This is a genomic window from Burkholderia plantarii, assembly GCF_001411805.1.
Taxonomy (GTDB): Bacteria; Pseudomonadota; Gammaproteobacteria; order Burkholderiales; family Burkholderiaceae; genus Burkholderia; species Burkholderia plantarii.
Genome location: NZ_CP007213.1, coordinates 1577225 through 1590514 on the forward strand (window position 1 = coordinate 1577225; position 13290 = coordinate 1590514).

A 13290-nucleotide genomic window follows, 5' to 3' on the forward strand; every position below is an offset into this window, starting at 1 on the left:
GGCCGGATCGGGGCCGTTTCGGTGCGTCCGACGCGGTAGTTTTTTCAAGCGACTGTCATTTGTGACGCGACGCCCGCCGCCGCGCGTGGCGACGGGCGGTGCCCGCGCCCGAGGCACGTTCGATGCTGCTGTCGGGGATGGTCCGGGTCGTCCGGACCGCCGCTTACGGTGCTAACCGACATGGAGCGATCAACCTCATGAAACCCTTGCTGAATATCGCGGCGGCGGCCGCCTGCGGCGCGGCCGCGATGTACTTCCTCGACCCGCAGGCGGGCCGCCGGCGCCGCGCCTACGTACGCGACAAGGCAGTGGAGGCGCGCCACGGCGTGAGCGACTACGCGAGCGCCGGAGCCAGGCGCGTGGCCGAGCAGGCGCGCGGCGTGGCCGCCGACCTGCGGGCCGAATGGCGCGACGCGGGCCGCGAGGGCGGCCACGGCGTGGCCGTGCTCGAGGACGCGCGGATCGTCGAGCGGATTCGCGCCGCGCTCGCGTTGATGGCCAGCCATCCGCGCGATATCGAAGTGGGCGTCGAGCATGGCCGTGCCTGGCTGGCCGGCCGCATCGCCGACGACGAGCGCCGTCTCGTGCTCGACGGCGTCGCCGACGTGAACGGCGTGCGCTCGGTGGAGGATCGTTTCGAACGGCGCGAGCCTGCTGCCGGCGACGACCTGCTGCCGGGCGGCGGAATCGGCTCGGCGCCGTGACGGACCGGGCCGGCCGGCGTGCCGTTCCGTTCAGGCGTGCGCCGATCGGCCCACCGAGGCGGGAAGGGCGCCGCCTTTGCAAGCGGCGACAGCCCGGCCGATGAAACATTCCGGACAACTGATGATCGGCCGTCCACGAACGTTACCCTGGCCGGCCCGCCCGCCGCTCAGTGCCCCCATCGCCACGCATCGAGCGTCATTTTCACGGCCAGCACGAACAGCATGCCGCCCATCACGCGGCGCTGCGCGAGCAGCCAGCGCGGCCGCGTCGCGAGGAAGCCGGCCAGCGACGCCGACGAGACCGCGACGGCGGCGTTGACGGCCGCGAACGCGCCGATCAGCGAGGTGCCCAGCAGCATCGACTGCCGGAACACGTTGCCCGCCTGATAGTCGATGAACTGCGGCAGCAGCGACAGGAACAGCATCGCGAGCTTGGGATTCAGCAGGCTGGTGGCGGTGCCCATCGCGAACAGCCGCCCCGGCTGCTCGGCGCGCCGCGCGCCGATCTCGAACGGCGAACGCCCGCCCGGCCGCGCCGCCTGCCACGCGAGATAAAACAGATACAGCGCGCCCGCCGCCGCCAGCAGCCGCCCCGCGCCCGGAATCGTCAGGAACAGCGCGGTGATCCCGAACGCCGCGCCGAACATGTAGATCAGGTAGCCCAGCATCACGCCGGCCAGCGAGGTCAGGCCGGCCTTGCGGCCCTGCGATACCGACCGCGACATCACGTAGACCATGTTCGGCCCCGGCGTGACCGCGAGCATGCCGCCCACCGCCACGAATTCGAGCATCGTTCCCATTGCGTTCACCGTTCCCGTTCAGGCCGTCATCGACCGCGATGAAGCCGAGTATCGGGTGCGCCGGCTCACCAGTAAAACGGATTAAACTGAAAGAATTGCTCAGATTTTCTGAAGAAAATGAAAAAACTCGATCTCGACGTACTGGAAATGGTGGTGGCGATCGCCGACACGGGTTCGTTCGCGCGCGCGGCCGAGGCGGTACACCGTTCGTCCTCGGCGGTCAGCATGCAGGTGAAGGCGCTCGAGGACGCGCTCGGCAAGCCGCTGTTCGCGCGCAGCACGCGCAACCTCGCGATCACGCACGAGGGCCGCATGATCGTGGACTACGGGCGGCGCATGCTGGCGATGCGCGAGGAGGCGTGGGCCTCGGTGGTGCGCCCGGAAGTGCGCGGCCGCGTGACGATCGGCGTGCCCGACGATTACGCGTCGTCGCTGCTGCCCTCGGTGCTGCGCAAGTTCGCGATCGCGCACCCGCGCGTCGAGATCCGCGTGATCGGCCTGCCCAGCAGCGCGCTGGTGCCGCTGATCAAGGACAATACCGTCGATCTGGCCTGCATGACGCGCACGCGCGGGGTGTCGGCGGAGTTCATCCGCCACGAGCCGGTGGTGTGGGCGGCGCTGCGCGGCGGTCAGCCGATCTGGAACGAGCGGCCGCTGCCGATCGCCGTGTTCGAGCACGGCAGCGCCGCGCGCGTGCGCGCGATCGGCGCGCTCAACCAGGCCGGCATCAAGTACCGGATGTCCTACGAAAGCCCGAGCCTGCTCGGCCTGATCACGATGGTCGAGGCCGGCCTCGCGCTTGCGCCGCTCGCGCGCTGCAGCGTGCCGGCGCACCTGATGCACGTGGGCGAGGCCGAGGGCCTGCCGTCGCTCGGCGAGCACGAGGTGGTGCTGGCGCGCAGCGCCAAGTCGGCCCGCCCGCCCTGCGATTTCCTGGCCGAGCAGATGCTGGCCGACCTGCGCCGGGCGCCGTAACGGCAACGCGGGAACGGCGCGCCGGCCCTTTCCGGCAGCGTACCCCGATGTGTTGGGCGTGCCATACTTGCCGCTTATCCTGAACCACGGACATCCGATTCCGACACATGCCCGATCGACCTCAGGCGGCATTCGGCCAGCCGACCGAACGCCACGCGCCTCCCGAAGTGATAGTCGAGCGCATCCTCGATGCGCTGAGCGCGGGCGACCTGAAAGCCGGCGACCGGCTCCCGGACGAGGCGCAACTCGCGAGAACCTTCGGCGCGGCGCGGCTGCCGCTGCGCAACGCGCTCATCGTGCTGCGTGACCTGGGGCTCGTCGATACCGCGCGCGGCCGTTTCGGCGGCACGTTCGTTGCTGCCGACGTGCTTGAGCGGCTGCGCAACATGGCGCCCGAGGCCAGCATCGACGCCGCGGCGCTGCGCGGCCTGACCGACTGGCGCCGCGCGATCACCGGCGAGGCCTGTTTCCTGGCCGCGCTGCGCGCTTCCGATGCGCAACTGGCCGGGATCGAGGCCGCCGCGCAGGTGTTCGTCGACGAGTTTCCCGACATCGACGCGCGTCGCGCCGCCGACGCGCGCTTTCACGTGCGGATCGCCGAGGCCACCGGCTCGCGGCATCTGGTCGAGCAGGAGACGGCGATCCAGCAGGCGTTCAACGCGGTCTACGCGTCGCTGCCGATCGTCCGGCACGCGGTCGGCTCGGCGTCGATGGATCACGCGCCACTGGTGCGGGCGCTGCTCGCGCGCGACGCGGCGCGGGCCCGCGAGGAAGCGATCGCGCATGTCGAATCGACCTGCGCGTGGTGCGGTTCGCTGTTGCGGGTGAAGATGACGGGATGACCGCGCCGGATGCGCTGCCATGGCGGCGGCGCGTCCGGCCGCGATTCAGATGACGTAGCAGGCGATGCCGACGAACTGGCAGAGACTGCCGCCGAGCACGAACAGATGCCAGATGCCGTGCCCGTGGCGAATCCGTTCGTCGTTGATGAAGAAGTAGATGCCGGCGCTGTAGATGATGCCGCCCGCCACGACCCACGCCGTGCCGCCGAGCGGCAGCGCCGCGAGCAGCGGCTGGGCCGCGACGAGCGCGAGCCAGCCCATCAGCACGTAGAGCACCATCGAGACGATCCGCGTGCGGCGCCCGAGCGTCAGCTCCTGGACGATGCCGAACACGGCCAGCCCCCAGATCACGCCGAACAGCGACCAGCCCCACGGGCCGCGCAGCGTGATCAGCGTGAACGGCGTGTAGCTGCCGGCGATCAGCAGATAGATCGCCGAGTGATCGCATTTCTGCAGGATCGCCTTCAAACGCGGCCGATGCACGCTGTGATAAAGCGTGGAAACCGCGTAGAGCACCAGCAGCGCGGCGCCGTAGATGGCGGCGCTGACCACCTTGTAGGCATCGCCCGCGAGCGCGCCCATCGTGACGAGCGTCGCGAGCCCTGCCACCGACATCAGCGCGCCGACCAGATGCGTGATGCTATTGAAACGTTCACCGACCACCACGACTCGAACCTCTTTGTTACCGGATTGTTGTTGAAAAATCGTCGGCCGCCCGGCGGGGAACCGGGGCCGACGCACTTGCCGCGAAGCGGTCCGTGGCCGCCAGCAGCGCGCGCAGGATGCCGGGCTCGTCGAACGCATGGCCGGCATCGGCGACGATCTCGAAGCTCGCGTTCGGCCAGGCCCTGGCGAGATCCCAGGCGCTCCTGGCCGGCGTCGCGACGTCGTAGCGGCCCTGCACGATCACGCCGGGGATCGACGCGAGCCGGTGCGCATCGCGCAGCAGCTGGCCTTCCTCGATGAAACCACGGTTGACGAAATAGTGGTTTTCGATCCGCGCGAACGCCAGCGCGTAGTGGGCCTCGCCGAACTGTTCGGCCAGCTCCGGGCTCGGCAGCAGCGTGATGGTGCGGCCTTCCCAGAGACTCCAGGCGAGCGCGGCCTCGAGCTGCGCCGCCTCGTCGTCGCCCGTCAGGCGGCGGCGATAGGCGGTGATCAGGTCGCCGCGCTCGGCTTCCGGGATCGGCGCGAGGAACGACTCCCACAGATCCGGGAACAGCCACGAGGCGCCTTCCTGGTAATACCAGAGCAGCTCGGCATGCCGCAGCGTGAAGATCCCGCGCAGGATCAGCTCGCTGACGCGCTGCGGATGGGTTTCGGCATAGGCGAGGGCAAGCGTGCTGCCCCACGATCCGCCGAACACGAGCCAGCGATCGACACCGACCATGTCGCGCAGGCGCTCGATATCGTCGACCAGATGCCAGGTGGTGTTGTTCCGCAGGCTGGCGTGTGGAGTTGATCTACCGCAGCCGCGCTGGTCGAACAGCAGGACATCGTAGCGCGCCGGGTCGAACAGCTGCCGATGGATCGGCCCGCAGCCCGCGCCCGGGCCGCCGTGCAGGAACACCGCCGGCTTCGCGCCGGGCGTGCCGCAGCGTTCCCAATAGAGGCGGTGGCCGTCACCGGTATCGAGATGGCCGTGGGCGTAGGGTTCGACGGGTGGATACATGCTGCGAACTCCGGAGGGAGGGGCCAGAAGCGATAGCGACGTGGCCGCCGTGCCGCTCCGGTGCGCTGCCCGGGGTGGCGCCGGGACCGTTGCGGGATGCCGCGGCGGCGGGCCGGGCGCGCGCCGGGCGTCCCCACATTATGCCGAAGCGCGCGCGGCGGCGCCTGGCCTGCCGCAACAGACTTTACAGATGGTTACCTGAATCCATGCGCGAGCGTGGGTACGCGTTCCCTATACTCGTGGCGTTTCCGTGCTGCTCTCATGCCGTTTTTCCGCTGGTTTCCCGTTTATTTCTTGCGTCGTTTTTCCAGTCTTCGTTCTCGTTTTTCTGTTTTTTCTATTCCGCGCCCATCCTTTTGATCCTCGTCACGACGATGCCTGCCCGTTCCCTGTTTCGCCCGGCGCTTGGCCGAGCTGCCGTCTGGTTCGTTCCGTTCGTCGCCGGCGTCGCGCTGCCGATGACGGCCAGTGTCGCCGCCGGCCCGTATGGCGCGACGGACGGACAGACGGGATATGGCGTGCCGCCGTTGTACGGGCAGCCGGCCTATCCGTCGGCATCGAGCCCGCCGGCGAACGCGGCGCCCGCTTATGGCAGCGGAGCGCAGCCGGGCGACAGCCGCCCCGGTTACGGGCCGCGGGAGTCCGACGACGATGAGGATGCGCCGCCCGAGCAGAACGGGCAGCCGAACTACCAGGGCCAACGGGGCTACCCTGGTCAGCCGGGCGATCAAAGTCACTCAGATGACCGAGGGCAGCCGGGCGATCAAGATCAACCGGGTTACCGAGGTCAGCCGGGTTATCAGGACCAGTCGGGTTACCAAGGCCAGACTGGTTACCAAGGTCAGCCGGGTTATCAAGGTCAGCCGGGTTATCAAGGTCAGCCGGGTTATCAAGGTCAGCCGGGTTACCAAGGGCAGCCGGGTTACCAAGGACAGCCGGGTTATCAAGGCCAATCGGGTTATCAAGGCCAACCGGGTTATCAAGGCCAACCGGGTTATCAAGGCCAACCGGGTTATCAAGGCCAGCCGGGCTATCAAGGCCAACCGGGTTATCAAGGCCAGCCGGGCTATCAAGGCCAACCGGGTTATCAAAGCCAACCGGGTTATCAAGGCCAACCGGGCTATCAAGGCCAACCGGGCTATCAAGGCCAACCGGATTATCAAGGTCAATCGGGTTATGAAGGGCAGTCGGGCTATCAAGGCCAGCCGGGTTACCAAACCCAACCCGGCTCGCAACGGCAGCCCATCTATCTGAACCCGTCCGATGACGGCGACAGCCCGTATCCGCCGCCGGGCTACGGCCAGCCGGGCGGTGCCGCGCAGCCGCAGCCCGCGCCCTATGCGACCCAGTTCGGCATGGTCCTCGGCGTGCGTCCGATCGGCGGCCCGACGAGTCCGTCGGGCGTGACGGGGACGGTGGTCGGCGCACTGGTGGGCGGCGTGCTCGGCAACCAAGTCGGGCACGGTCGCGGTCGCAGCGCGGCCACCGTGATCGGCGCGCTCGGCGGCGCGGCGGTCGGCAATCAGGTCGGCCAGCAGATGGGTGCGCCCGCCCGCTATCGCCTCGACCTGAAGCTCGACGACGGCGAGCTGCGCTCGTTCGACCTGCCGGATGCCGGCGACTGGCGGCCCGGGGACCGCGTGCGGATCGACGCGGGCAATCGCCTCTCGCATGAATGAGCGCGGGTACGGCCGGCGGATGCCCGGCGAGGCGCGTCGCCGACGAATCGCGTCAGCGGCCGGGTTCGCCCGCACATCGACCCATGGCCCCGCGCGTTGGCGTCGCGCGATGCCTACTGCGCCGATTTCGCCCGTTGCGCTGTCGCGGCCTTGCGCGAGACGTTGAGCACGACCGCCGCGCGGATCAGCGCGACGAACGCCTGTGCATCGACCGTTTCACCCTCGTGGAAATCGATCGCGCGCCGCACCTTGCCGTCGAGGCTCGCGTTGAAGAGGCCGGCCGGATCCGGCAGGGAGGCACCGCGCGCGAACGTCAGCTTGACGACGGCCTTGTACGATTCGCCGGTGCAGACGACGCCGTCGTGCGACCAGACCGGCGTACCCATCCATTTCCACTGTTCGGCAACCTCGGGGTCCGCGGTCCGGATCAGCGCGCGCATCCGGCGCAGCGTGTCGCCGCGCCAGTCGCCCAGCGCGGCGATGCGCCGGTCGATCAGCGCCGGGGCCGCCTCGCCTTTGGCCGGTTGCGTGGGGGTCATGGCGTGCTGTCTCCTTGCGGGCCGCGGGCCCGCTAGATGTTCCATTGCGGCGACACGTCCTGCAGCCGCTGCCGCATCAGATCGCATTCGCGCTCGATCTTCTCGTTGATCGACACGTAGCCGGACAGTTGCGCGGGCACTTCGGCCGGATGCGGCCCGCTCACCGCCGGCAGCGGCTGCAGCCGCGCCAGCGTGCCGAACTTCAGCGCGCGGCTCGGCCCGATCAGCAGCCCGTGGATGCGTCGGTTGAGGCCGCGCAGCGCGGTCTGCACGTAACGCCGGCCGGCCACGTCGCCGTCGGCCGGCTGCACGCTGGCGAGCATTTCGAGCGAACTGATCACGAGCCGCAGCGAGCGCTGGATCGCGTCGAGCTGCGCCATCGTGATGTCGGTTTCCTTCGACACCCACGGCATCAGCGAGCGCATCTGCACCAGCAGCCCGTTCAGCGCGGCCATCTCCTTCAGGTGCGCGGTGTCGCTGACGGTCTTGTCGCTGACGATGCGCGCGTGGACCACGGCGCAGGCCCGCAGCCCGTCGGCGAGCTTGTAGCGCCACGAGTAGGTGGCGTAGAGCGGCAGCGCGAACGAGAACGCCAGCGCGATGCCGATGCCGACGATCACGTTGACCGCGCGCCAGAGCCCGTCGACGATCTCGTTGTCGCCGTGCCCGGCCACGATCAGGATCGTGATCGCCGAGAGCAGCGCGATGTAGCCGGCCTTGCCGATCGCATGGTAGGCGCAGATCCCGCACAGCACGCTCATCACGAGATAGGTGAGGATCGACACGTGCAGCGTGGACTGCAGCACGATCAGCGCGAGCCCGGCCAGCGCGCCGATGGTGGTGCCGAGCGCGCGTTCGGCGGCCTTCTTGCGGATGTTGCCGTGATGCTGGAGCCCGCCGATCACGATCAGCACCGTGATCGACGACCATTCGCCGTGCGGGATGTCGAGGCCCGTCGACAGCGCGATCGACGCCAGCACGCTGAGCGCGACGCGCGTGGCGTGGATCAGCTTCGCGTGCCGGTAGCGGCGATAGGGGTCCAGCAGCGGGCGGAACAGCGCGCGCAGCGCGGCGGGCAGACGGAGCGACGGGGAAGCGGTCATGACGGGCAGTGGGAGAACGGAGCGCTCGCGCGGCGGCGCGTCGGCGCGGGCCGGCCGCCGGAGGGCGGGGGCGGGCAGAGGCCGATACGTGTCGCGATTCTAAAGGATCGCCCGCGCGCCGCGAGCCCGGGCAAACGCGAGCGCGGCGCGCGGGCCATCCGTGGATGACGGTACGGATGCCGGTGCCGATGCACGCCGCGAGCGCGGCCGGCCGGCAAGAAAAAACGGCCAGCGGGCGTTGCCTGCCCGTTGGCCGTCTCGATGGGGAACGGCAGTTCGCCGCTGACCAGCCGCCGACCAGCCGCCGGCTCAGCGCGTGAGCGCGCTGAAGCCCTCGAGCAGCCGGTCGATGTCGGCCGGCGTGATCGCGCCCATCGTCGAGACGCGGAACAGCGAGGCCGACAGGCCGCCCTGGCCCGCGTAGATCACGAAGCCGCGCGCCTTCAGCCCGTCGTGCAGCGTCTCGTAGCCGACACCGGCCGGCAGCGTGTAGGCGCGCAGCACCACCGACGATTCGCCGTCGGGCAGCACCAGCGACATGCCGCGCGCGGCGAGCCCGTCGCGCACCTGGTCGGCGAGCGCGCGGTAGCGCGCGTGGCGAGCCTGCCAGCCGCCTTCGTCCTCGAACTCGCGCAGCGCCTCGACGAGCGCGTAGTAGGCGTGGACCGACGGCGTGAACGGCGTGTTGCGCTGCGCCTGCAGCTTCGCCAGACGCGCCAGGTCGAGGTAATAGGTGCGGCTCGCGGCACGCGCCAGCGCCGCGCCGCGCACGATCACGAACGCCGCGCCCGGCACGCCGTGCAGGCATTTGTTGGCGGTGGCGGCCACCGCGTCGAGCACGTCGTCGCCGAACTCGATCGCCTCGGCGCCGAAGCTGCTGACGCCGTCCACCAGCAGCCGCGCGCCGTGCTTGCGGCACAGCCCGGCGATCGGGCCGAGCGCGTTCAGGCGCCCGGTGGTGGTCTCGTGATGGATCACGGCGACGTGCGTGATCGCGCGGTCGCCGGCCAGCGCGGCCTCGACGCGGGCCAGGTCCGGCGCTTCCATCCACTCGTGCTTCAATACCTCGTGCGCGATCCGGTACTGCTTCGCGATCTGCGCGATGCGGTCGCCGTACACGCCGTTCTCGATCACGAGCAGCTTGCCGTCCTCGGGGACCAGCGCGGCGATCATGCTTTCGACGGCGGCGGTGCCCGAGCCCGTCGTCAGCACCGCCTGCCATTCGGCAGGATCGAGCGAGTAGGCGGCCACGAGGCGCGCGCGCGCCTCGTCCTGGAGATCGAAGAACTCGCTTTCACGGTGGCAGAGGTCCGTCTGCAGCAGGCTTTGGCGGACGCGCTCGGTGAGCGTGACCGGGCCGGGGTTCAGCAGCAGCATCATTGGGCTCCCGCGCCGATGTGGCGCATCAGACGAGTCTTCACTTCGACCGGGGTGACGGTCGGGCGCGGCAGGCCGTCGGGCACGCCGGTGCGGATCGTGACGCCGGCGAAGCGCGCGCCGTCGGCGGGCTCGGCGAACACGGCGTCGAGCACGCCGAGATCGCCGCCTTCGCGCGCCGACGCGTAGCCGCAAGCCGCCGCCACGCCGGCGAACGACACGCACGGCGAGACGGTGGACTGGCCGCCCGTCGATTCGTGCGCGCCGTTGTCGAGCAGCACGTGGACCAGGTTCCCGGGCCCGTAGGCGCCGAGCGTCGCGAACGCGCCCATCCGCATCAGCGCGGCGCCGTCGCCGTCCACGGCCACCACGGTCAGGTCGGGGCGCGCCAGCGCGAGGCCGAGCGCGAGCGGCGTCACGCAGCCCATCGAGCCGACCATGTAGAGCTGGTTGGCGCGATCGTCGAGCGCGTAGAGCTCACGCCCGCAGAAACCGGTGGAGGCCAGCACCACGCTCGAGTCGAGCGGGGTGCGCGCGATCACGGCGGCCAGCGCGTCGTGGCGCGTCGGCAGTTCGGCCGCGGCGGGCCGGGCCGAGGCGGCCACGGCGTGCGTGCGCGGCGCCGGCATCGCGGCGTCCTTGAGCGGATAGGCGGCCACGCTGCCCTTCTGCATCACCAGCGCGTAGGGGCGGCCGGTCTCGTCCATGTGGCGGATCGCGCGGTCCAGCGCCGGGGCGATCTGGTCGGCCTCGGTCGGGAACAGCTCCCACGGGATGTCCATGGTGTCGAGCATCTGCGGCGTGATCGGCCCCATCAGCGCGTGCTGCGGCTCGTCGTGCTCGCCGGGCTTGCCGCGCCAGGTGACGATCAGCAGCTGCGGCAGCCGGAACGTCCAGGTCAGCGAGGTCAGCGGGCTGACCGCGTTGCCGAGCCCGGAGTTCTGCATCATCGCGATGCCGCGCTTGCCGCCGAGCGTCGCGCCCGCCACGATGGCGACCGCGTCGCCCTCGTTGGCGGCCGACACGTAATGCAGCGTCGGGTCCTGCAGCACGTAGTTGATGAACGGCGTCAGGTACGAGCAGGGCACGCCCGCATACCAGTCGAAACCGCGCTCGCGCGCGGCCTCGACGAACTGTGCCGCCTCGATCATTGCGCGTCCCCGACCGCCGTGCCGCTCGCGAGCGGCGTCTGGCCGTGCGCGAAGTCGCCCGCGCGACGGAATTCGTCGAGGTCGTTCACGCCGCGCCAGTGGCCGTGGACGTACTGCACCGCGATCTGCTCGCCGGCTTCCACCAGCGCGTTGAGCAGCGCCGGGATGTCGAGCTGGTCGAAGTCGGGGCGTGCCTGCAGCGTCGCGATCATCGCCTTCAGGCGTTCGACGCCCGCGCCGCGCACGTTCAGGAGGCCGACCCAGCGGCCGTGCGGCGCGCCGTTGCCGGCGTCGCTCGCCACGCGCCGCAGCGTGATCTTCTGGCCGAACAGGCCGCGGTCGTCGGCGGCCGAGCACAGCGCGAAGTCATGCACGCTCTGGTTCGGCGAATCGGTCAGCGACGAATCCACCACCACCGTGAACTCGGCGTCGCTCTCGGCCAGGTCGCGCAGGATGTAGCTGCGGAACAGCAGGTCGCCGTAGGAGATCACGGTGTCGCCGCTGATCTTGCCGGCCGCGCAGGCCAGCGAGGCGAGCTCGCCCGTCTCGGCGTGGCGCTCGTTGACCACCAGCTTGATGCCGGACTTGTCGATCGCGTCGGCGCGGTAGCCGCCCACCACCGTGATGTCGTTCACGCCTTCCTTCTTGAAGCCGTCCACCAGCCAGCGCAGGAGCGGCTTGCCGGCGATCGGCAGCATCACCTTCGGCCTGTCCTCGGTGACGGCCTCGAGGCCCGAGCCGCGGCTCGCCGCGAGCACCAGCGCCGAGTTCGACGAGCGCGACGACGACGACAGGTAGAGGCGCTCGGCGGCCGAGTATTCGTCGGCGTCCTGCAGGCGGAAGATCTCGTTGACGGTGGCCACGCGATCCTCGACGTTGACGAGCGTCTCGCTCTCGAAGATCTCGCGCGCGGTGGCCTGCATCGCCGCGGCCGACGAGCGGACCAGATGGTTCGCCCAGATCACGGTGCTGATGCCGGCCTGGCGGAACACGTCGGTCGGCGTGCTGTAGTACTTGGTCGGCACGATCACGAGCGGCGCGCGGTTGCCCCATTCGCGCGCGAACTGGAGGATCTCGTCCGGGCGCGACAGCTTGCTGTGGATCAGGATCGCGTCGGCGCCGGCATCGGCGTAGGCATGCGCGCGGCGCAGCGCCTCGTCCATGCCCCAGCCCGCGATCAGCGCCTCGACGCGCGCCACGATCGAGAAGTCCGGATCGTGCTGAGAATCCTTGCCGGCCTTGATCTTGCCCGCGAACTCGTCGATCTCGGCGAGCGGCTGGCGTTCGCCGTCGATGAAGCTGTTGGTCTTCGGGAACTGCTTGTCCTCGATGCAGACGCCGGCGATGCCGCGCTGCTCGAGCTTGCGCACCAGGCGGCGCATGTTGTTGAAGTTGCCGTAGCCGGTGTCGCCGTCGAGCAGGATCGGCAGGTCGCTCGCGTCGGCCATGAATTCGAGCACGTCGACCACCTGGGTCCAGCTCGCTTCGTTGTTATCGCGCACACCGAGCGCGGCGGAGATCGACAGGCCCGAGCCCCAGATCGCCTTGAAGCCGGCCTCGCGCACGATCTTCGCGGACAGGCCGTTGTGCGCTTCCATCAGGAATTCGAGCTCGTTGCTCGTCAGCATGCGCCGCAGCCGCGCGGCGCGGGATTCGGTGAAGTTGGGTTCGCGTGCGTTCATCGTGCGGCTCCTACGGTATTGCGCTGAATCAGCGGCAGAACTTCGTCGCGGGCACGCGCGACGTCGTTGGGGAAATCGATTTCGATCCACGGGGCGCCGGTCACGTCGGCGATGTCGAACGCGCGGCCGCCTTCGAGCAGCAGGTCGCGCACGGCTTCCTCGTGGGGCAGGTTGGCTCGGCCGGAGTCGACGTAGCCGGCGACGATCTCGGCCAGGCGTTTGGCGGTGGCTTCGCTGAAGCGGAAGAAGCCGACCGATTCGCCGATCATGTCGTACTGCAGGTCCACCGCGAGCTGCTTGCGCAGCTCGACCGGCACGCCGTCCTTCACGCAGAGCTTGACGGGCTCGTCGCCGGCCTCGAAGTCGCGGTCGATCAGCAGGCGGTCCACGGCCTGGTCCGGGTTCGCGACCAGCGCCTGCATGATGCTGTCGTCATAGAGCACGTCGGCGTCCATCAGCAGCACGTCGCCGCCGCGCGTGAGCGCGTCGGCCGCGGTATGGACCGTCAGCACGCTGCCGAGGTCGAAACGCGGGTTCAGGACGATCTCGGCGTGGCGGCCGAGGCGCGCCAGTTCGGCTTCGACCTTCTCGGACTGGAAGCCGAGCGCGAGCACGATCTCGGTCACGCCGAGCGACTCGAGCAGGCGCAGGTGCCGTTCGAGCAGGCTGAGTTCGTCGAAGCGCAGCAGGCATTTCGGGTACTGCGCCTCGGGAGGCAGTTGCAGACGCAGGCCGAGGCCCGCGGCGAGGATGATGGCTCGCATTG

At 69.8% G+C, this 13290-nt stretch carries 12 protein-coding genes and 1 pseudogene; 4 read left to right on the plus strand and 9 right to left on the minus strand.

Translation table 11 applies throughout. The features are described 5' to 3' along the window. The first annotated feature begins 197 nt into the window (after positions 1–197). Positions 198–704 (plus strand): BON domain-containing protein, encoded by a 507-nt coding sequence (locus bpln_RS24010; RefSeq protein WP_042627742.1) that lies wholly within the window; start codon positions 198–200, stop codon positions 702–704. Between the two features lie 167 nt (positions 705–871). Here the strand turns inward: bpln_RS24010 and bpln_RS24015 are convergent, their stop codons facing one another. After that, entirely contained in the window at positions 872–1504 is a 633-nt protein-coding gene (locus bpln_RS24015) for a LysE family translocator (protein ID WP_042627743.1), read from the minus strand. A 117-nt stretch (positions 1505–1621) separates the two neighbouring features. On the opposite strand from bpln_RS24015, the gene bpln_RS24020 reads away from it, so the two are divergent. Together bpln_RS24020 and bpln_RS24025 are read left to right on the plus strand one after the other, a co-directional pair. Then, positions 1622–2479, plus strand: coding sequence for a LysR family transcriptional regulator (locus tag bpln_RS24020; RefSeq protein WP_055140208.1), 858 nt, complete (start codon positions 1622–1624; stop codon positions 2477–2479). A gap of 107 nt (positions 2480–2586) precedes the next feature. Then, positions 2587–3321 carry a FadR/GntR family transcriptional regulator gene (locus bpln_RS24025; protein WP_042627745.1) on the plus strand — a complete coding sequence of 245 codons (735 nt, stop codon included), beginning with the start codon at positions 2587–2589 and terminating at the stop codon, positions 3319–3321. Positions 3322–3366: 45 nt separating this feature from the next. Here bpln_RS24025 and trhA read toward each other — a convergent pair whose 3' ends face one another. After that, complete coding sequence (trhA, locus tag bpln_RS24030) at positions 3367–3987, minus strand: PAQR family membrane homeostasis protein TrhA (protein WP_042627746.1); 621 nt, start codon at positions 3985–3987, stop codon at positions 3367–3369. Between the two features lie 16 nt (positions 3988–4003). Further along, entirely contained in the window at positions 4004–4993 is a 990-nt protein-coding gene (gene pip, locus bpln_RS24035; RefSeq protein WP_042627747.1) for a prolyl aminopeptidase, read from the minus strand. A 1049-nt stretch (positions 4994–6042) separates the two neighbouring features. Between pip and bpln_RS37460 the strand changes: the two are divergent. Then, a pseudogene (locus tag bpln_RS37460) lies at positions 6043–6672 on the plus strand (outer membrane lipoprotein); the annotation flags it as partial. A 113-nt stretch (positions 6673–6785) separates the two neighbouring features. Here the strand turns inward: bpln_RS37460 and bpln_RS24045 are convergent. From bpln_RS24045 to bpln_RS24070, 6 genes are all read right to left on the minus strand, one after another. Next, a complete protein-coding gene (locus bpln_RS24045) occupies positions 6786–7211 on the minus strand; it encodes a DUF1801 domain-containing protein (protein ID WP_055140209.1) in 426 nt (141 codons plus the stop codon). Between the two features lie 32 nt (positions 7212–7243). Next, positions 7244–8314, minus strand: a complete 1071-nt coding sequence (locus tag bpln_RS24050; RefSeq protein ID WP_055140210.1) for an FUSC family protein — start codon at positions 8312–8314, stop codon at positions 7244–7246. 309 nt (positions 8315–8623) lie between these two features. Next, positions 8624–9691: a 2-aminoethylphosphonate aminotransferase gene (locus bpln_RS24055; protein WP_055141199.1), complete on the minus strand. Its 1068-nt coding sequence runs from the start codon at positions 9689–9691 to the stop codon at positions 8624–8626. After that, complete coding sequence (gene aepY, locus bpln_RS24060) at positions 9691–10842, minus strand: phosphonopyruvate decarboxylase (protein WP_055140211.1); 1152 nt, start codon at positions 10840–10842, stop codon at positions 9691–9693. Before aepY ends, bpln_RS24055 begins: the two co-directional genes overlap by 1 nt. Beyond that, positions 10839–12524, minus strand: coding sequence for a phosphoenolpyruvate mutase (aepX, locus tag bpln_RS24065; protein WP_055140212.1), 1686 nt, complete (start codon positions 12522–12524; stop codon positions 10839–10841). Before aepX ends, aepY begins: the two co-directional genes overlap by 4 nt. Further along, entirely contained in the window at positions 12521–13288 is a 768-nt protein-coding gene (locus tag bpln_RS24070; protein ID WP_042627751.1) for a phosphocholine cytidylyltransferase family protein, read from the minus strand. The genes aepX and bpln_RS24070 overlap by 4 nt, the downstream gene beginning before the upstream one ends. Positions 13289–13290 lie beyond the last annotated feature (2 nt).